This is a genomic window from Shewanella sp. SR43-8 (assembly GCF_014163775.1).
Classification (GTDB): domain Bacteria; phylum Pseudomonadota; class Gammaproteobacteria; order Enterobacterales; family Shewanellaceae; genus Shewanella; species Shewanella vesiculosa.
The window spans coordinates 239,405-257,819 of sequence record NZ_JACJDX010000004.1; the positions used below are offsets into that span (position 1 = coordinate 239,405).

The 18,415-nt window shown below is 41.1% G+C and carries 20 protein-coding genes; 17 read left to right on the forward strand and 3 right to left on the reverse strand.

What is annotated here, in order from left to right:
* Positions 1 to 24: 24 nt before the first annotated feature.
* The gene (locus H5114_RS06885) at positions 25 to 876 is read right to left on the reverse strand and encodes a thymidylate synthase (protein ID WP_124017097.1); all 852 of its coding nucleotides are present in this window, start codon (positions 874 to 876) and stop codon (positions 25 to 27) included.
* Positions 877 to 1,121: 245 nt separating this feature from the next.
* On the opposite strand from H5114_RS06885, the gene nhaA reads away from it, so the two are divergent.
* The 5 genes from nhaA to H5114_RS06910 all read left to right on the forward strand — a co-directional run bounded on the left by nhaA (position 1,122) and on the right by H5114_RS06910 (position 4,859).
* Complete coding sequence (nhaA, locus tag H5114_RS06890; protein ID WP_124017098.1) at positions 1,122 to 2,297, forward strand: Na+/H+ antiporter NhaA; 1,176 nt, start codon at positions 1,122 to 1,124, stop codon at positions 2,295 to 2,297.
* Positions 2,294 to 2,680 (forward strand): hypothetical protein, encoded by a 387-nt coding sequence (locus H5114_RS06895; RefSeq protein ID WP_124017099.1) that lies wholly within the window; start codon positions 2,294 to 2,296, stop codon positions 2,678 to 2,680. Before nhaA ends, H5114_RS06895 begins: the two co-directional genes overlap by 4 nt.
* 520 nt (positions 2,681 to 3,200) lie before the next feature.
* On the forward strand, positions 3,201 to 4,124 hold the full coding sequence (gene nhaR / locus H5114_RS06900; RefSeq protein ID WP_182698327.1) for a transcriptional activator NhaR: 924 nt from the start codon (positions 3,201 to 3,203) through the stop codon (positions 4,122 to 4,124).
* A gap of 29 nt (positions 4,125 to 4,153) precedes the next feature.
* A complete protein-coding gene (locus H5114_RS06905; protein ID WP_124017101.1) occupies positions 4,154 to 4,402 on the forward strand; it encodes a succinate dehydrogenase assembly factor 2 in 249 nt (82 codons plus the stop codon).
* Positions 4,403 to 4,439: 37 nt separating this feature from the next.
* Positions 4,440 to 4,859: a protein YgfX gene (locus H5114_RS06910; RefSeq protein ID WP_182698328.1), complete on the forward strand. Its 420-nt coding sequence runs from the start codon at positions 4,440 to 4,442 to the stop codon at positions 4,857 to 4,859.
* A 31-nt stretch (positions 4,860 to 4,890) separates the two neighbouring features.
* On the opposite strand, the gene nadB is transcribed toward H5114_RS06910, so the two are convergent.
* Positions 4,891 to 6,507 (reverse strand): L-aspartate oxidase, encoded by a 1,617-nt coding sequence (gene nadB / locus H5114_RS06915; RefSeq protein WP_182698329.1) that lies wholly within the window; start codon positions 6,505 to 6,507, stop codon positions 4,891 to 4,893.
* A gap of 233 nt (positions 6,508 to 6,740) precedes the next feature.
* Between nadB and rpoE the strand changes: the two genes are divergently transcribed.
* From rpoE to H5114_RS06975, 12 genes are all read left to right on the forward strand, one after another.
* On the forward strand, positions 6,741 to 7,319 hold the full coding sequence (gene rpoE, locus H5114_RS06920; RefSeq protein WP_124017104.1) for an RNA polymerase sigma factor RpoE: 579 nt from the start codon (positions 6,741 to 6,743) through the stop codon (positions 7,317 to 7,319).
* A gap of 26 nt (positions 7,320 to 7,345) precedes the next feature.
* Entirely contained in the window at positions 7,346 to 7,945 is a 600-nt protein-coding gene (locus H5114_RS06925; RefSeq protein WP_124017105.1) for a sigma-E factor negative regulatory protein, read from the forward strand.
* A 48-nt stretch (positions 7,946 to 7,993) separates the two neighbouring features.
* On the forward strand, positions 7,994 to 8,926 hold the full coding sequence (locus H5114_RS06930) for a MucB/RseB C-terminal domain-containing protein (RefSeq protein WP_182722524.1): 933 nt from the start codon (positions 7,994 to 7,996) through the stop codon (positions 8,924 to 8,926).
* A 208-nt stretch (positions 8,927 to 9,134) separates the two neighbouring features.
* Complete coding sequence (locus H5114_RS06935) at positions 9,135 to 9,605, forward strand: SoxR reducing system RseC family protein (RefSeq protein WP_165870133.1); 471 nt, start codon at positions 9,135 to 9,137, stop codon at positions 9,603 to 9,605.
* Positions 9,606 to 9,819: 214 nt separating this feature from the next.
* On the forward strand, positions 9,820 to 11,610 hold the full coding sequence (gene lepA, locus H5114_RS06940) for a translation elongation factor 4 (protein ID WP_124017108.1): 1,791 nt from the start codon (positions 9,820 to 9,822) through the stop codon (positions 11,608 to 11,610).
* Between the two features lie 187 nt (positions 11,611 to 11,797).
* Complete coding sequence (gene lepB / locus H5114_RS06945; protein ID WP_182722525.1) at positions 11,798 to 12,712, forward strand: signal peptidase I; 915 nt, start codon at positions 11,798 to 11,800, stop codon at positions 12,710 to 12,712.
* Positions 12,712 to 13,392: a ribonuclease III gene (gene rnc / locus H5114_RS06950; protein ID WP_124017110.1), complete on the forward strand. Its 681-nt coding sequence runs from the start codon at positions 12,712 to 12,714 to the stop codon at positions 13,390 to 13,392. The genes lepB and rnc overlap by 1 nt, the downstream gene beginning before the upstream one ends.
* On the forward strand, positions 13,389 to 14,393 hold the full coding sequence (gene era / locus H5114_RS06955; RefSeq protein WP_182722526.1) for a GTPase Era: 1,005 nt from the start codon (positions 13,389 to 13,391) through the stop codon (positions 14,391 to 14,393). The genes rnc and era overlap by 4 nt, the downstream gene beginning before the upstream one ends.
* Positions 14,394 to 14,438: 45 nt before the next feature.
* Entirely contained in the window at positions 14,439 to 15,152 is a 714-nt protein-coding gene (recO, locus tag H5114_RS06960; RefSeq protein ID WP_165870134.1) for a DNA repair protein RecO, read from the forward strand.
* Positions 15,153 to 15,262: 110 nt separating this feature from the next.
* Positions 15,263 to 16,000 (forward strand): pyridoxine 5'-phosphate synthase, encoded by a 738-nt coding sequence (pdxJ, locus tag H5114_RS06965; protein ID WP_124017113.1) that lies wholly within the window; start codon positions 15,263 to 15,265, stop codon positions 15,998 to 16,000.
* Positions 16,000 to 16,380 carry a holo-ACP synthase gene (gene acpS / locus H5114_RS06970; protein WP_124017114.1) on the forward strand — a complete coding sequence of 127 codons (381 nt, stop codon included), beginning with the start codon at positions 16,000 to 16,002 and terminating at the stop codon, positions 16,378 to 16,380. The genes pdxJ and acpS overlap by 1 nt, the downstream gene beginning before the upstream one ends.
* 114 nt (positions 16,381 to 16,494) lie before the next feature.
* Complete coding sequence (locus H5114_RS06975) at positions 16,495 to 17,016, forward strand: DUF962 domain-containing protein (protein ID WP_182722527.1); 522 nt, start codon at positions 16,495 to 16,497, stop codon at positions 17,014 to 17,016.
* Positions 17,017 to 17,076: 60 nt separating this feature from the next.
* Here H5114_RS06975 and H5114_RS06980 read toward each other — a convergent pair whose 3' ends face one another.
* A complete protein-coding gene (locus tag H5114_RS06980) occupies positions 17,077 to 18,357 on the reverse strand; it encodes an HlyC/CorC family transporter (protein ID WP_124017116.1) in 1,281 nt (426 codons plus the stop codon).
* Between the last annotated feature and the right edge of the window lie 58 nt (positions 18,358 to 18,415).

The window sequence follows — 18,415 nt, forward strand, 5'->3', positions numbered from 1 at the left end:
ATTTTTGTTATGAGCGAAAGCAGATTATACGGCGAAAGGATATTTAATCGCGTCGTGATGCTGATAATCTTCTACACTAAAATCATCCAAGGTCACCCAAGTTTCAATGTCTTTTAAGGTTTTAATCTGTGGATTAATGATTAATTTAGGTGAGGCAAAAGGCTCACGTTTTAGCTGAATATCGCGCATGGGTTCAAGCTGATCTTCGTAAATATGAGCGTTGACAATTTTATGGTACGCCTTACCGGGTTTGTGGCCCGTTATTTGTGCCATTAATGCCAGCAATACGTAAACCTGTACCATATTGAAGTTCAATCCTAATGGAACATCACAACTTCTTTGGGTGCTATTGAGATACAAGGTATCACCAAGTAATGAAAAGTGATGCTCGTACATACATGGACGTAAGCAACCTAAGTCAAATGCGCCTGGATGATAGAAGGTTAAAATCTCACCGCGATTATCGATACCGTTAGTTAAGTCATCAACAATTTGTTGCAGTAAATCGACTTGGCCACCACCTGCTTTTGGAAAAGCACGCCCCAAGGCTCCATAAATCAGCCCCATATCGTCGTGACCTTTACGGTTTGGGTTATCTAACCAAGCTTGGTTTTCATTGGCATTGGCATCCCATGTTTTGGTGCCTAATGATCTAAAATCAGCAGCATTTTGATAACCGCGTAAATAGCCAAGGATTTCTGCAATGGCCGATTTCCAGAAACTTTTACGTGTAGTCACTAATGGAAATTGATTATTTGCAACGTCATAAACAAGATCGGCATTAATGACGGTGAGGCATTTTTTGTTAGTGCGAGCATTATTGACCCATTCGCCTTCATCGACAATACGCTGGCACAAATCTAGATATTGTTTCATCTGTTTAATCCTTTTTCCTTTTCGAGATTATACCCAAACCAAGGTTAATTAACACGTTCTAATCTGTAGAAAAAGACCCAATCTACGCTATGCTTCACAGTGTCAGCATAACTTGAATAAAGTATAAAGCAGACTTGTTACCGCTTGATACCTCGGAAATACCGAGTTAATATCAAGAAACAAGCGATTATTATAGTTTCAATGATTCAGATAGACTTATCTTATTGTTTTTTTTGGAGTGTTATATGGAACGTGCAATTAAAAACTTTTTAAGCCAAGAGTCTGCCGGTGGGATTTTATTGATGATCGCCGTGGCTTTGGCGATGATTCTTGCCAATTCACCATTAGCTGGGATATATCAAGATTTCTTAGCCACTGAAGTCCAGTTTAGGGTAGGTGATCTTGATATCGATAAGCCACTTTTACTGTGGATTAATGATGGTTTGATGGCATTGTTCTTTTTATTAATCGGCTTAGAAGTGAAGCGTGAATTACTGGAAGGAGCATTGTCTAGTGTCGCAAAAGCATCCTTACCCAGCTTTGCTGCTATTGGTGGCATGGTTTTTCCTGCGTTATTTTACTTAGCATTTAACTACTCTAACCCTGAAACTCAGGTTGGCTGGGCCATCCCTGCGGCAACTGACATTGCCTTTGCGCTAGGTATTATGGCACTACTGGGTAGTCGTGTTCCGGTGGCCTTAAAGGTATTTTTGCTGGCGTTAGCGATTATTGATGATCTTGGCGTGATTGTGATTATTGCGCTGTTCTACAGTACCGATTTATCAATGCTTAGTTTAGTGATTGCGGCGATATCAATCGTGCTAATGGTCGCTTTGAATAGAAAAGGGGTCAGTTCGATTCTACCTTATGGATTACTGGGCTTTATTTTGTGGGTTGCGGTATTGAAATCTGGCGTGCATGCGACTTTGGCCGGTGTGATTATCGCATTTTGTATCCCTTTACGTGCTAAAGATGGCTCTTCACCGTCTGAGCATTTGGAGCACAAGCTACACCCATGGAGCACCTTTATGATTCTGCCGGTGTTTGCTTTTGCTAATGCTGGTTTATCATTAACCAATATGTCATTGGATACATTTGCTGAACCTATCACCCTAGGTATCATCATGGGTCTGTTGTTAGGTAAGCCTATTGGAGTGCTGCTATTTAGTTATTTAGCAGTAAAACTTAAATTAGCTGAGTTACCACCAGGCATTGGCTGGAGGCATATCATCCCTGTTGCGGTTATGTGTGGTATTGGATTTACCATGTCGGTGTTTATTGCTTCACTAGCATTTGAGAATTCACCTGCTGCGTTTGGTGATTATGCAAGGCTCGGTATTTTAACTGGATCGTTATTTGCGGCAGTGATTGGTTATTTTTGGTTAGCCAAGGTACTGCCTAAAAATGGAGGGAAATCATGAAATTCAATACATTAACCTTGGGAATACTCGTGAGCAGTTTAGCTATTCCTGTATCGGCGGAATCATTTAATGTTTGTCTGGAATCATCTGACTCACCCACTTGCCAAAGTTATTTGGAAGGTGTTGTGGATGGAGCATTAATGTTTCAAGATGAACTGGCTAAGAAACGAATTGATCCTAATGATTATGAATCAAGAGCATTGAAATACCGAGCGGGGAAACGTTATCAAACGGCGAATGTGAATTATTGCTCTAGCCACATAATAGTAAAATCTGAAGTTGTCTCAGCACTTACTGAGCAGGTGTCGTTAAACAATGTTAGCAACAGTGATGAGCTGGAATCAGTGATCACGAGTTTAATGGATTGTCGCCGCAGTCAGTAATTTGGTCAATAGATTAACGCAGCCCTTGGGCTGCGTTTTTTATGCTTGATTTTTGGCTAATCATTCAGATGAATTAATCTAGTGGTTCAGGAACTGTTGATTTTTGATGATGAATGTAGCAACCGTTTGTTATGGCGGATTAGCTTTTTAGATCCTGTGTTTCCAAGATTTAGACTGCAGGGTTAAATCACCTGAACTTGAGATGGCAAACCACGCTAAAACAGCCCTCTGCCTTGCTCATTGCGTTGAGTTAACAGGTAGTAAATTTGCTATTGGAAGCACCAATTCGCCTTGTAGGAAAACGAGTGACAAGTTTGATGGTAGCTAAGACTATGATTTTTATTGTTGTATTGTCATATCTTATCCTTAGTTTAAGTTAAATAAACCACTAACGCGTTTTCTCTAACCCACGTTAACCACCTAAGATATACAGCCCAGCTACTATCAATTAATCAACAGCGCAGTTAAGTGTTTATTTGCTATAGTAGCTGTAGTGATTTTTGTAGGGTTAGTAATTGATATGCAGCATTTAAATTATAATCATTTATATTATTTTTGGATGGTACAAAAGAAAGGCTCTGTAACCAAAGCCGCTCAAGTATTATGTCTTGCACCTCAAACCATTACCGGGCAGATCCGTTCATTGGAGGAAAGGTTAAAGGGCGCTGTGTTTAAACGTGTAGGGCGCAATTTAGAGGCTACTGAGTTAGGAGAACTGGTCTTTCGTTATGCGGATAAGATGTTTAGTCTTAGCTATGAAATGCTTGATATCTTAAATTATCAAAAAGATGACTCCTTGTTGTTCGAGGTCGGTGTGGCGGATGCATTATCTAAAGCCCTCGTGAGCCGTGTGTTATTAACCGTTATTCCTGCCGATGGGTCTGTACATTTAGCCTGTTATGAGTCAACTCACGATAGCCTTATTGAACGTTTACGTGAGCATAAGCTGGATATCATTGTATCGGATTGTGCCGGCGGCTCGTTGAAGTATCCTGAGATTTTGTCGAAAAAGTTAGGCGAGTGTGGAGTGAGCTTTTTTTCTGCGGAATCTATCTCTACGCCTTTTCCTGCTTGTCTTGAGCAGAGTAAATTATTAATCCCAGGTAAACGAACCTCATTAGGACAACAGTTACACGGTTGGTTTGCGGAAAAAAATCTTAATGTCAGTATTCTGGGGGAATTTGACGATGCCGAAATGATGAAAGCATTTGGTTACTTTAATCGCGGTATTTTTGTCGCACCGTCTATTTATCGTCATGATATACTGTCACAAGGTATGGTATTGCTTGGTGAAACAACTGACATCAAAGAAGAATACCATGTGATGTTCGCTGAGCGAATGATCCAACATCCCGCGGTAAAATCATTATTAGCAACGGATTTTGGAGAATTATTTGCTGGACGAGATAAACAAGTACAAGATTTTGAGAACCGTATAAGCTAACTTGTGATACAGACATCAGGAGATTTGTGTTGGAATTAATGAATATAGCTCGTGTCCGCTGGGCATGTCGTCGCGGAATGTTAGAATTAGATATCTTGTTTCAACCTTTTGTCGAAACTCAATATGAAGCAATGACCGATGATGATAAAAATACCTTTATTCGTCTATTAGAGTGTGAAGACCCAGAGTTATTTGCTTGGTTTATGGGGCATGAACAATGCCAAGATCCATTGTTAGCCGATATGATAATAAAAGTCCGTGGAAGACCAGCACCTTAATTCAATAGCCGTTTCGTCGTCTAATACTAGCACTCATATGCAGCAATTTGCGTTGAGTGCTTCGTTTTTACAGCGTGCTGGGTTAACAGTATTTTTTGCCGTTATTTTAAGTAGCTTTTTGGCTTGGCCCAGTTATTCCTCCCTGATATACCACATTATCCAAACATTACTTTTTATTGTAGTAATGCTTATTTTTGTTTTTGAATGGCGCAGATTGTCTCATTGGCGTTGTTTATTTTCTTTGGGAAATAAGAGGGCTGGTACTCTATTATACGGTACTGGTGTACAAGCGAGTAATATCAGCCTAAGCAAAAAAGCCTTCATTTGCCCACTAGTGTGCATTATTTTTTTACAGGTGAGTAAATCTGGAGAGCAGCGGTTATTACTGGTGTGGAGTGATATGTTAGACGACACAGCGTATCGTGATCTGTGCCGTCTATTATTGAGCCATCAATGAGCTTATTTAAGCGTAAATCGTCCGATAATGATTAACGATTAGGTTGTAAGATAGTAGGTTTAGGATTGTCGACTTGTTCAGGATAATCAATATTATAGTGAAGTCCTCGACTCTCTTTTCGCTCCATCGCACATCGAATAATCAACTCTGCAACCTGGACTAAGTTACGCAACTCTAACAAATTGTTGCTGACACGGAAATTTGAATAATACTCTTCAATTTCTTGTTGCAGCATTAAACATCTTCTGAGCGCTCGCTCCAATCGTTTATCAGTTCTCACAATACCGACGTAATCCCACATAAATAACCGCAGTTCGTGCCAGTTGTGGGCAATGACCACTTCTTCATCTGAGTTACTGACTTGACTTTCATCCCACACAGGCAATGGACAAGGCATTGGGATTTTATGTAACAGTCCCTCTATATCCTGTGATGCTGCCCGTGCAAAGACTAAACACTCGAGTAACGAATTACTCGCCAATCGGTTAGCGCCGTGTAAGCCAGTGTAAGCCACTTCGCCAATAGCATATAAGCCATTAATGTCAGTTTGACCATGAAGATCAGTCATCACACCACCGCAGGTATAATGTGCTGCAGGCACTGCAGGGATCGGATCTTGAGTAATATCAATACCTAATTCTAGGCAACGTTGATAAATGGTGGGGAAATGTTTAATGATAAAATCAGCAGGTTTATGGCTGATGTCTAGATAAACACAGTCTGCGCCTAAGCGTTTCATTTCATAATCGATTGCGCGGGCGACAATATCACGAGGGGCAAGCTCTCCGCGTTCATCGAAGTCAGGCATAAAGCGGCTACCGTCTGGGCGGCGTAAATATGCCCCTTCACCACGTAATGCTTCGGTTAATAAGAAATTTCGCGCGTTAGGGTGAAATAAACACGTTGGGTGAAATTGATTAAATTCCATGTTTGCGATGCGGCAACCCGCACGCCAAGCCATAGCAATACCATCGCCACTGGCAATATCAGGGTTGGAAGTGTATTGATAAACTTTAGAACTGCCGCCGGTTGCTAAGGCCACAAATTTTGCCTTAACGGTTTCAACATGCTCCTCATCTCGATTCCACACATAAGCGCCAAGTACACGGTTACCCGGTCGATGTAATTTACGAGTGGTGATTAAGTCGATCGCATTGTAACGTTCTAATACTTGTATGTTTGGGTGAGCCATGGCTCGTTCTTGTAATGTGGTTTGTACTGCTTTACCGGTTGCATCAGCTGAGTGTAGAATTCGTCTATGGCTATGCCCGCCCTCACGGGTAAGGTGATAAGGTGCCGCGCTATTATCGACTCCTGCTAAGGTTTCTTCTTTATCAAATGCCACCCCACAATTAATTAACCATTGCATTGCGCTTTTGGCGTTTTCTGCGGTGTATGTCACAACCGATTTATCGCATAATCCGGCACCAGCGATTAACGTATCGTTGACATGTGACTCAATTGTGTCGCCTTCATCAAAAACGGAGGCTATTCCACCTTGAGCATATAGCGTGGACCCTTCTGATAACGGGCCTTTAGAAAGAAGAATTACTTTTGATTTTTCAGCAAGATGTAGCGCTAAAGTTAGTCCAGCAGCTCCGCTGCCGATGATCAAAATGTCACATTGGTGTTCAACTGCTTGTTTCATCAGGTATCATGGTGTGGCTTAGTGGTTTTATTATAGTAAATCAAATAACCTAAGTAGGGTACTTTTACAGCGGGTTTTATTGTGATTTTGCTTAGATATTTTATTGATAAGTGAAATAAATTAACTTTTTTTAATTCAAAATCGAACTTTCTTCATATTGGTAGGTCTACTTATATGAACAGGATTCGAGCGACTGAGAAATCAGTATTACAGATTAGGAGTAGTCGGCTCGGATGAGTGGACAATATAGTGATCAACAATTAGTTGAACGAGTACAGCAAGGCGATAAAAACGCATTTAACCTGTTAGTGCTAAAGTATCAAAATAAAGTGATGAGTTTGATTTCCAGGTATGTTCGCAATCAAGCGGACGTGGCGGATGTGACACAAGAAGCCTTTATTAAAGCTTACAGAGCCTTAGCAAACTTTCGTGGTGAAAGTGCATTTTATACTTGGTTGTACCGTATTGCGGTAAACACCGCAAAAAACCATCTTACATCGCAAGGGCGCAGAGCACCTGCAAACGATGTTGATATAGAAGATGCAGAATATTATGAAGGCAGTGATGCACTAAAAGAGTTTGCATCACCAGAGCAATTATTAATGAAAGATCAAATGAGTAAAGTGATCTTTAATACGCTCGACACTCTGCCTGAAGAATTAAAAATGGCCATATCGCTCAGAGAGCTAGACGGCATGAGTTATGAAGATATTGCCAATATAATGGATTGCCCAGTAGGCACAGTCAGATCGCGTATCTTTCGTGCTCGAGAAGCAATCGACAAACAGCTCCAGCCTTTGCTGGAAAAGTAACAGCCTTAACCTTAGATAGGTGAATAATGCTTAAATCAAGTCAAGAATGGGTATCTGCAGCAGTTGATGGTGAAGTCGATGATAAAACATTGGCACAGCTTTCTGCTGATGTTGATTCACATGATGAATGGCAACGCTATCATATGATAGGCGATGCAATGCGCGGCGAACTGCCTGCGACCATTGACTTAGACCTTTTTGCCAGCATCACTGCAGCGATTGAGCTTGAGCCAACAATTATCGCGCCTCAAGCCAAATCAACTGAAGTTGACCAACAGCGAACTACTGCTTCCAATGTAGTGCCATTTTTCAAGCAGTTTGGCCAATATGCTATTGCTGCAACTGTCGCTATGGTGGCGATTGTTGGTGTGCAAAATTATAACCAAAGCAATGATGCAGAATCGCCATTACCAGTGTTAATGACACGTCCTTTAGTGGGTAGTGTATCTCCGGTAAGTTATCAGACTGGTGCAGCACAAAATCAGCAAAGCTATTCCAACGAGCAAGTGATTGAACAGCGTCGCCGGATTAATGCTTATATTCAAGATCACATGTTGCAACAACGCTTAAATCCAGGTGTTGCTGTTGATAACAATAGCGTGCAAGATGCTACGGTAAATCCATAATAAATTGGAATAAACCTTATCTTACGTCTTACTTTGTTAGGAGTTAGCTTGCGCCTTATCCTGCTAGCACTATTAGCGTTAACCTTTCCAATACACGCTGAAGAAGATTTATCTGCTAAAGCTTGGCTTAATAACATGAGCCAAGCGATGCACGATAAACAATATAAAACCTCAATTATTCAGCTACAAGCTGACCATATTCGTCCGCTCGTCTATATTCATGGCATTGTCGACAACAAAGAAGTTGCTTTACTTGAGTACCTCAATGGCTCACCTAAAAATGCTGTACGAGTTGATAATCGAGTTACGTTTATAGAACATGACCAGCCGGCTTACAGTGTTTTGGCTCCTCGCATACAGGGTATTTGGCCTGCGGCGTTGGCGGGAGATTTAAATCAACTCGAAAAAGGCTATCAATTTGTTATTGGCGGTCGCGCTCGTATAGCTGGACGTCCAGGCCAGATGATCCGTTTATTGGCTAATGACGATAACCGTTATGATGCGCAAGTGTGGATCGATATGGATACCTACCTGCCATTACGTTTTGACACTCTCAATAAAGACAAACAATTGCTTGAACAAACCATGGTTATTGAACTTATTGAGTTAACTGAACCAGCAAATATTTTAATTGAAGCCGCCAAGCAAGAGTGGCCAGCAGTGATGAATCAAGCTGAACGCACTGATGGCAAAAATTGGCAATTTACTTGGTTACCTGAAGGTTTTGACGTGGTTGTTCGCGATCATCATCGTTTAATTGGTATTCATGAACCTGTTGAATATATTGCATTAACTGATGGTTTAGCTAATATTTCAGTGTATGTTGCCCGTGCAGGAGAAAACCCTATGCCTAATGAATTACTTATTCGTAATGGCTTATCAATGGTAGTGGTAAAAGTAGGTACTCTTGAGGTCGTGGCTATTGGTAAGGTGCCTTCAGAAACCTTAGATAAAATTGCTAATAGTTTAGTATTAAAGTAAACCTTATGCTTTATTGAACCATAAGCCGTGACAAGAGCTTCTTGTATCACGGCTTATGTGTTTTCAGGGCCAGCAGAGCGTTATCAATGATATAGCTTAGTGGTAAACTTGCTTAGTCATTGCGCCGCATTGTGCTAAAATTACTCCATTATTTATCGGTTGAGTGTGTAAAATGACGAGTAAAATATCCGAATCAACGGCACCGACTATGATGGAAGAAATTGCCCGAGTGGTTGATTATCAACAAGGTTGGGCAACAGTTGAAGTTGAGTTGAAAAGTGCCTGTAATCATTGCGCTAGCAGTGAGAATTGTGGCACATCAACCATTGCAAAAGCTTTTTCTGTTCAAACGCAACGTTTTTCATTGCCAAGTGATAAACCTTGCCATAAGGGGGATTTACTTAAAATAGGCTTACCTGAAAGCGTTATCATTAAAGCGGCTGCATTAGTGTATTTATTGCCGTTACTAGGATTGTTTCTATCTGCATTAGTGGGGCAAATGTTAGCCGCTGGCCTAGGATTGAGTACTAATGGTTTTGCTATGGTTTTTGGTGCATTAGGCGCATTGGTTGCTTGGTTTATTGGTAAACACTTCGCCGCGCAACTTGAAGCACAAGCTACACCCGTTATCATTGCCTATTTGGGGCAAGAAGTGGGCATTATTAGTGCGAGCCACTAGTTATTATTAAGGATAACTTATTAGCCTGTGGTGCATCTTGTACTGACTGATTGAGTCCGTAAACTCATTAGCCAATGCTTGAAAACAGCATCTTATGGCCAACAATTACACCAAAATAGATACTATTGTTTAATCTGATTGGTATTAACCCCCTAATCAGGTACAATTTGCCACCTCGATTTTCATCATATTTAGTAGTAGTCATTGCAGCATAATGAAACACATTAGAAACTTCTCGATTATTGCCCATATCGACCATGGTAAATCAACTTTATCCGATCGCCTGATCCAGGTATGTGGCGGCTTAACTGACCGTGAAATGGCTGCACAGGTTTTAGATTCAATGGATCTAGAACGTGAGCGTGGCATTACGATTAAAGCCCAAAGTGTCACCTTAGATTACCATGCAAAAGATGGTAACACTTATTTACTCAACTTCATTGATACCCCTGGACACGTAGACTTTTCTTATGAAGTTTCACGTTCTTTGGCAGCATGTGAAGGTGCATTATTAGTGGTTGATGCTGGTCAAGGCGTAGAAGCTCAGACATTAGCAAACTGTTATACTGCACTAGAAATGAATTTGGACGTTGTCCCAGTACTCAACAAAATTGACTTGCCTCAGGCTGAGCCCGATCGTGTCGCTGCAGAGATTGAAGACATCGTTGGTATTGATGCCATGGATGCGGTGCGCTGTTCTGCAAAGACTGGTATCGGTGTTGATTTAGTCCTTGAAGAAATTATTGCAAAAATTCCTCCTCCAGTAGGTGATGAATCTGCGCCTTTACAAGCCTTGATTATTGACTCATGGTTTGACGCTTACCTTGGTGTGGTGTCGTTAGTTCGTATTAAGAATGGCATTCTTAAAAAAGGCGAAAAATTCAAAGTGATGTCCACCGGACAAAACTATAACGCTGATCGTGTTGGTATTTTTACTCCAAAAGAAAAAGACAAAGCAGAGCTTCGAGCCGGTGAAGTGGGTTATGTTATTTCTGGTATTAAAGAAATTCATGGTGCACCAGTTGGCGATACGTTAACTCATGCAAAGCATGGCGCAGACAAACCATTACCCGGTTTTAAGCGAGTTAAGCCTCAGGTTTATGCTGGTGTATTCCCGATTTCGACTGATGAATATGAAAGCTTCCGCGATGCATTGAACAAGCTTAGCTTAAATGATGCATCACTGTTTTTTGAACCTGAAACATCTTCAGCGTTAGGCTTTGGTTTCCGCATTGGTTACCTCGGTTTACTGCACATGGAGATTGTTCAGGAGCGCTTAGAGCGTGAATATAATCTCGATTTGATCACTACAGCGCCGACAGTGGTTTACGAAGTTATCATGAATAACGGTGATACTATTTATGTTGATAATCCATCAGGATTACCTGCGCTGAATAACATCCAGGAAATTCGTGAACCGATTGTTGAAGCCAATATTTTAGTGCCTAAAGAATACCTAGGTAACGTGATTACCTTGTGTATTGAAAAGCGTGGTTCGCAAACCAACATGGTGTATCACGGTAATCAAGTGGCCGTGACCTATCATTTGCCTATGGCTGAAGTGGTAATGGACTTCTTCGACCGTCTTAAGTCTACGAGCCGGGGTTATGCTTCATTAGAGTATAACTTTATTCGCTTCGATCCAGCGGACATGGTACGCCTAGACATATTAATCAATGGCGACAGAGTTGATGCACTTGCGATGATTATTCACCGCAGTAATATTCGTCATCGCGGCTTGGCTTTGGTTGAGAAGATGAAAGAATTAATCCCTCGCCAGATGTTCGATATTGCGATTCAGGCTGCTGTTGGCAGTCAGATTATTGCTCGTTCAAGCATTAAAGCATTACGTAAAGATGTGACCGCCAAGTGTTATGGTGGTGACGTTTCACGTAAGAAGAAACTGCTTAACAAGCAGAAAGAAGGTAAAAAACGCATGAAGCAAGTGGGTAACGTTGAGGTGCCACAAGAGGCATTTTTAGCGGTACTGAAGCTAAACGATTAATAATAATTAATCGAGTTTATGTGCAGAATAACGCCGCATATTGCGGCGTTATCGTTATTTTTACTATATATTTTGTAACACTCAACTGGGTGAATGTTTATTCGTTAATCACCATACTGGATTGAGTTATTCTGAGCTTTGCTCAAGCCATATGGATCCAACACACCCAGCAGGAGATAAATCAGTAATGGCAGCCTATTTTTCGCTTATTTTAGTGCTCGTAACCTTGGTCAGCGGTCTTATTTGGTTAATTGATGTGGTTTTTTTCGCGCCTAAACGCCGTGAAAACTTATTAGCAGCACAAGCTAACTCAACCCAGTTAAGCGCAGACGCTATCGATAAAATCATTCGTGAGCCTGTGCTAGTTGAAACGGCGCATTCTATTTTTCCTGTCATCGCCTTTGTCATGATTCTGCGCTCATTTATTTATGAGCCATTTCAAATTCCTTCTGGCTCTATGATGCCGACACTCTTGGTCGGTGACTTTATTTTGGTTGAAAAGTTTAGTTACGGATTACGTGATCCGGTATGGCGCAGTAAGTTGGTTGAAACTGGTGAGCCTGAACGTGGTGACGTATTTGTATTCAAATATCCTGAAAATCCAAAGATTGACTACATAAAGCGTGTAGTTGGCCTACCAGGAGACAAAATTTTCTATCGAAATAAGCAGCTTATGATCCAAGAGGCATGTGATAGCCAAGTTGACTGTCCTGCGGCTAAAACGATTGAGCATGTCGAAATTAATCGTGGAGAGTTTAGCCATAATGGCGTGCCATTAATTCGTTCGACTGAACAACTTGGCGATGTTAAACACGATATATTAATCGATCCGTCACGACCTGATTTTAGACAGCACTTTTATCCTCAAGCAGGCCTTCCTGCCGGTGAGTTTGTTGTGCCTAAGGGAATGTATTTTGCCATGGGCGATAATCGTGATAACAGTACCGACAGCCGTTTTTGGGGCTTTGTACCGGAAGAGAATCTTGTAGGTAAAGCCGTAGCAATTTGGATTAGTTTTGAATTTGATCGTCAGCCGAGTGATATGTTACCTACATGGGTACCAACCGGTGTACGTTTTGATAGAGTAGGTGGAATACATTGATGGAACCCATTAAAAATTTGCCGCGTTTGTGCCGTACTTTAGGTTATGAATTTAATAATATTGAATTACTTATCCAGGCATTAACTCATCGTAGCGCAGCAAATAAACATAATGAGCGTTTAGAGTTTTTAGGTGATTCGATTTTATCGATAGTCATTTCAGATGCCTTATATCATCAGTTTCCAAAGGCAACTGAAGGCGATTTAAGTCGTATGCGTGCGACCTTAGTTAAAGGCGATACGCTGACTATCATCGCCAAAGAATTCAAATTAGGGGATTATTTATATCTCGGCCCTGGAGAACTTAAAAGCGGTGGATTTAGACGCGAATCGATTTTAGCTGATGCAGTAGAAGCTATTATTGGTGCTGTCTACCTCGATGCCGACATTGAAGTGTGCCGTAAGCTATTATTATCATGGTATCGAGAGCGTTTAGCTGAGATAAAGCCGGGTATTAATCAAAAAGATCCCAAGACTATTTTACAAGAATATTTGCAAGGTTTTAAAAAGCCATTGCCCGATTACCAAGTTGTCGCGGTAGAAGGCGAAGCGCATGATCAAACCTTTACTGTAGAATGTAGCATTAGTGAATTAGATAAAGTTGTCACCGGTGTGGCAAGTTCAAGAAGAAAAGCTGAACAGCTTGCCGCTGCTCAGGTATTGGAGTTACTGAATAAATGACCAAGAAAACAGACTTGCCAGCAGGTGATAATCAAGAACCTAGCTTAGATGAACTGCTAGCAAGGATGAACCAAGCAGCACCTGTCGCCACTGCCAAATACGATGTAACTTATTGTGGCATGGTGGCTATTGTTGGTCGCCCAAATGTGGGTAAATCAACGCTTTTGAACAAGCTACTTGGTCAAAAGGTGAGTATTACCTCGAAGAAACCGCAAACGACTCGTCACCGGATCATGGGTATCCATACCGATGGCCCAAGCCAAATTATATTTATTGATACCCCTGGTCTGCACATTGAAGAAAAACGTGCGATTAACCGCTTAATGAATCGTGCAGCTGCCAGTTCTTTAGCTGATGTTGCTATGGTTATTTTTGTGGTTGATGGCATGACATGGACTGCTGATGATGAGATGGTATTACAAAAGCTACAACATCGTAATGATGCTCGTAAAATCATCTTGGCTATCAATAAAGTCGATAATATTAAAGATAAAGAAGCATTATTTCCTTACCTCAATCAATTAGCACAAAAATTTGATTTTGATGAGATTTTGCCAATATCAGCCAGTAAAGGTACTAACGTACAACGCATTTTGGATATGGCGCGCGAGTCGTTACCTGAAGCACCATTTTACTTCCCTGAAGATTATGTGACAGATCGCTCACAACGTTTTATGGCATCTGAAATTGTTCGCGAAAAGCTGATGCGCTTTTTAGGCGACGAGCTTCCATATGATGCGACTGTAGAAATTGAACAGTTTAAAATGATGGAGAATGGTGTTTACCAAATTAATGCGTTAATTTTAGTCGAACGTGAAGGCCAAAAACGCATGGTTATTGGTAATAAAGGCGAACGTATTCGGACGATTGCGACTCAAGCCAGATTAGATATGGAAACCCTATTTGAGAATAAAGTTTTCCTTGAAGTATGGGTAAAAGTCAAATCAGGTTGGGCTGATGATGAACGTGCATTGAGAAGTTTAGGCTATGGCGATCACTAAATCGACTTTAGCGTTATTGATTGTTAGTTTATAGACATGGCCACTATGAAACGTGGCTATGTGCTTCATCATCGACAATTTCGCGAATCGAGCGTGATTGTTAATTTGCTAATTGAGGGCGAAGGGCGCGTTGATGCCATCACTCGAGTTGGCTCGGGTAAACGGTCGATTAAAAGCATATTACAACCTTTTCAACCACTCATAATCCAGTTTAGCACCAAATCTGAGTCCAAAAATTTAGGGTTAAAAAACATTACCCAAATTGAGTCTGCAGCGCCCGCGATGCCCTTAAGCGGTAATAGTCTTTATTCAGGTTTCTATTTAAATGAATTATTAGTTCGTCTATTGTCCGTGGAGCACCAAGCTGAAGGGATATTTTTAGATTACCACCGCGCATTACTCGCATTAGCTAAACAGTTTTGCTCAAGTCACCTGCGTTATTTCGAAATGGCACTGTTATTAGAGTTAGGTGCGCTGCCTTCTCTTGCCTATGATACACAAGGTGATTTACTCGATAATAATTGTCACTATCGATTTATTGCCCAGAGTGGCTTTATACCTATTTTAACAAGCCAAGAGAGTCATTTTACTCATGGCAAAGGCAGTTTATCGGGGGCCATGTTGCTAGCATTGGCATCGCAAGAGTTACAACCTGAACAGTTTAATCAAGCCAAAGGGTTAATGCGTTATTTACTTACGCCATTATTGGGTAATAAACCGTTATTAAGCAGACAGTTATTCACTAAAAAAACGGATTAGTATAATGTTTTTTTAGATTTAATACGTGAACCAAGCACGGTCTAAACCGTATATAAAGCTTGGTAAGCATAAGTCATTATTGTGTTATTTATTACGTTAAGGAGCTCGATGTGAGCGGAATACTATTAGGCATTAACATCGATCATATCGCGACATTGCGCCAAGCTCGCGGTACTCATTACCCCGATCCTGTTCACGCAGCGGCAGTAGCAGAACATGCTGGCGCCGATGGGATCACCATACATTTACGTGAAGATCGTCGCCATATTCAAGACCGCGATGTGTATTTATTGGCAAAAACATTGAAGACCAGAATGAACTTCGAGTTTGCCGTCACTGAAGAAATGATTGCCATCGCTTGTGATATAAAACCAGCCTATGCCTGTTTAGTCCCAGAGAAACGCGAAGAGCTCACAACTGAAGGTGGCCTTGATGTTGCTGGTCAGTTAGAGAAGATCCGCTCAGCCGTCACTCGTTTGGCTGCAGAAGGTATTAAAGTGTCATTGTTTATTGATGCCGACAAAACGCAAATTGATGCAGCAGTTTTATCTGGCGCACCTTACATTGAGATCCATACCGGTTGTTATGCTGATGCGATCACTGATGCTGAGCAGGCTGACGAGTTAGCGCGTATTACTGAAATGGCACAATATGCTCACAGTAAAGGTTTAGTGGTTAATGCGGGACACGGTTTGCATTATCACAATGTTAAGGCCATCGCGGCTATTCCTGAGCTTTATGAGCTTAATATAGGTCATGCTGTGATTGCCAGAGCCGCTATTGATGGTTTAGATACTGCCGTTAGAGATATGAAGCAACTCATGCTTGCAGGCCGCAGAGGCGAGTAATGGCAATTGTTGGTATCGGCACAGATATTGTTGAGATTGCCCGCATCGGTGAGCAAAGACAGCGCCTTGGTGATAGATTAGCCAAAAGAGTGCTTACAGAGTCTGAGCTTGCGACTTACTTGCAATCAAAGCAGCCTGAGCGATTTCTAGCTAAACGTTTTGCAGCCAAAGAAGCCGCTGCCAAAGCGTTAGGTACCGGAATAGGCAGAGGAGTGTCGTTTCAACATATTCATATCGATAATGATGCTAACGGTGCGCCTCTAATCCGCTTTACTGATGGTGCATTAGCAAGACTAGAACAGTTAAGCGGTCGCTGTGGGTTTATCAGTATTGCCGATGAACAACATTATGCAGTAGCCACTGTGGTATTAGAAAGTTGATGTCACAAAATTAAATGATTTATCAAAGGCGCATTAGCGCCTTTTTTTGTGGTCTTTTAAAATCGGCCTAATTGGAGTAAATTAACAAGATAACAACAATTAAAGAGACTTAAAATGAAATCTGCAGTAGAACAACTTTCAACTTACAAAAGTGTGCATTTAAATCCGCAAAATATTAAAACCCACTTTATTGGCGTTCCGATGATTATTTGGTCAGCATTTTTAATGCTGGGGACCATTCGTTTTGACTGGCAAGATTATCAAATCAGTGTAGCGATGATATTAACAGTGTTGGTGTTGGGCTATTACATGGCGCTTCACATGCGACTGGCGCTTGGTTTAGTGTTATTTATTCTGCCTGTGCTATACACCAGTGAGCAGGTTGTTCATACTTCACACCCGTTTATTATTGCCATCAGTATTTTTGTTATCGGCTGGGTGATGCAGTTTATTGGTCATCATTATGAAAAAGCTAAGCCTGCTTTTATGGATGATCTTAATCAACTTCTGATAGGGCCATTTTTTTTAATGGCAGAGCTATATTTTATGATGGGTTTAGAAAAAGACTTAGCGGCACAAATCACTCCCATTGCACGTGAAAAGCGCCGAGCATTAGAAGCTAAACTTTCCAACTAATGTGGATGAATTAATGGTCATAAAAAAGGCGCTATTAGCGCCTTTTTTATCGATTGGAGTTTACTCAGTATCTTCAATTAACTCTAAATTAGTCGGTAACACTCTGACAGTCTTAATCATGTTATCCGCCACATCGATGACTTCTATTTGGTAATCAACGATACGCAAACTGGTGTTTACAGCAGGGATATCTTCAAGAAACTCAATGATTAAACCGTTTAATGTTTTAGGACCATCTATGGGTAGGTTCCATTTCATTTCTTTATTCAGGTCTCGAATGTTAATCGTGGCATCAATTAAGAAACTACCATCTTGCTGAATATTAATGTCTTCACTGGCAGTGGTCATCATTGAGGTGGTGAAATCGCCAACAATCTCTTCCAGAATATCTTCTAATGTCACTAATCCCTGAATATCACCATACTCATCAACAACTAAGCCAATACGCTCTTTATTTTGTTGGAAATTAGTCAACTGGACGTTTAGTGGGGTGCCTTCTGGAATGAAGTACAACTCTTTTACTGCGCGTAATAATGACGATTTACTGAATTGCTGTTTTGATTGTAGGCGTAATGCATCACGCAAATGAATGAAGCCAACGGCATCATCAATATTATCGCGATACACCAATACTCTAGTATGAGGACTTTGAACCACGAGCTTATTAATTAATCTGAAATCATCATTAACGTTAATTGCGTAAATATCTGAACGTGAAATCATGATGTCTTCGACTGTGACTTTTTCTAAATCTAAAATTGACAGTAACATCTCTTGGTGACGCTGTGGGATTAAGGCTCCGGCTTCATGAACAACAGTGCGCAGCTCTTCTTGGCTTAATGCATCACTTGTTTTGACGGTTTTGATGCCCATCAAGCGTAAAAACAGCGACGTAATTAAATTGATTGCTTTAACAAAAGGCGACAATAAAATTAATAGCCAACCTAATAAAATACTAGATGGGAAGGCAATGCGCTCAGGATGTAAGGCGGCAAATGTTTTAGGAGTAACTTCAGCAAACACTAACACCACAATGGTGAGTACACCTGTAGCAATCGCAACACCCATATCACCAAACAAGCGCATACCAATAATAGTGGCAATGGCTGAGGCAAGGATGTTGACCAGGTTATTACCGATAAGGATAAGCCCAATAAGCCTATCAGGGCGATCGAGTAACTTTAAGGCTCGTATAGCGCCTTTATGGTCATTGGATGCAAGGTGTCGTAAGCGGTATCGGTTGAGGCTCATCATTGCGGTTTCTGAACCTGAAAAATAAGCAGAAATCACGATTAAAACCAAAAGGAAAATAAGGAGTGCGCTGGTAGATATAGCGTCCAAAAAAGGGGCCCCATGAAGTAGTGTGAAATTGGCCTAAAGGCCAAATTGTCATTAATTT

Bases quoted from the DNA above. Each gene is read 5' to 3' on its own strand.
- H5114_RS06885 (WP_124017097.1), bottom strand. From the start codon at position 876: ATGAAACAATATCTAGATTTGTGCCAGCGTATTGTCGATGAAGGCGAA.
- nhaA (WP_124017098.1), top strand. From the start codon at position 1,122: ATGGAACGTGCAATTAAAAACTTTTTAAGCCAAGAGTCTGCCGGTGGG.
- H5114_RS06895 (WP_124017099.1), top strand. From the start codon at position 2,294: ATGAAATTCAATACATTAACCTTGGGAATACTCGTGAGCAGTTTAGCT.
- nhaR (WP_182698327.1), top strand. From the start codon at position 3,201: ATGCAGCATTTAAATTATAATCATTTATATTATTTTTGGATGGTACAA.
- H5114_RS06910 (WP_182698328.1), top strand. From the start codon at position 4,440: ATGCAGCAATTTGCGTTGAGTGCTTCGTTTTTACAGCGTGCTGGGTTA.
- nadB (WP_182698329.1), bottom strand. From the start codon at position 6,507: ATGAAACAAGCAGTTGAACACCAATGTGACATTTTGATCATCGGCAGC.
- rpoE (WP_124017104.1), top strand. From the start codon at position 6,741: ATGAGTGGACAATATAGTGATCAACAATTAGTTGAACGAGTACAGCAA.
- H5114_RS06925 (WP_124017105.1), top strand. From the start codon at position 7,346: ATGCTTAAATCAAGTCAAGAATGGGTATCTGCAGCAGTTGATGGTGAA.
- H5114_RS06935 (WP_165870133.1), top strand. From the start codon at position 9,135: ATGATGGAAGAAATTGCCCGAGTGGTTGATTATCAACAAGGTTGGGCA.
- lepA (WP_124017108.1), top strand. From the start codon at position 9,820: ATGAAACACATTAGAAACTTCTCGATTATTGCCCATATCGACCATGGT.
- lepB (WP_182722525.1), top strand. From the start codon at position 11,798: ATGGCAGCCTATTTTTCGCTTATTTTAGTGCTCGTAACCTTGGTCAGC.
- rnc (WP_124017110.1), top strand. From the start codon at position 12,712: ATGGAACCCATTAAAAATTTGCCGCGTTTGTGCCGTACTTTAGGTTAT.
- era (WP_182722526.1), top strand. From the start codon at position 13,389: ATGACCAAGAAAACAGACTTGCCAGCAGGTGATAATCAAGAACCTAGC.
- recO (WP_165870134.1), top strand. From the start codon at position 14,439: ATGAAACGTGGCTATGTGCTTCATCATCGACAATTTCGCGAATCGAGC.
- acpS (WP_124017114.1), top strand. From the start codon at position 16,000: ATGGCAATTGTTGGTATCGGCACAGATATTGTTGAGATTGCCCGCATC.
- H5114_RS06975 (WP_182722527.1), top strand. From the start codon at position 16,495: ATGAAATCTGCAGTAGAACAACTTTCAACTTACAAAAGTGTGCATTTA.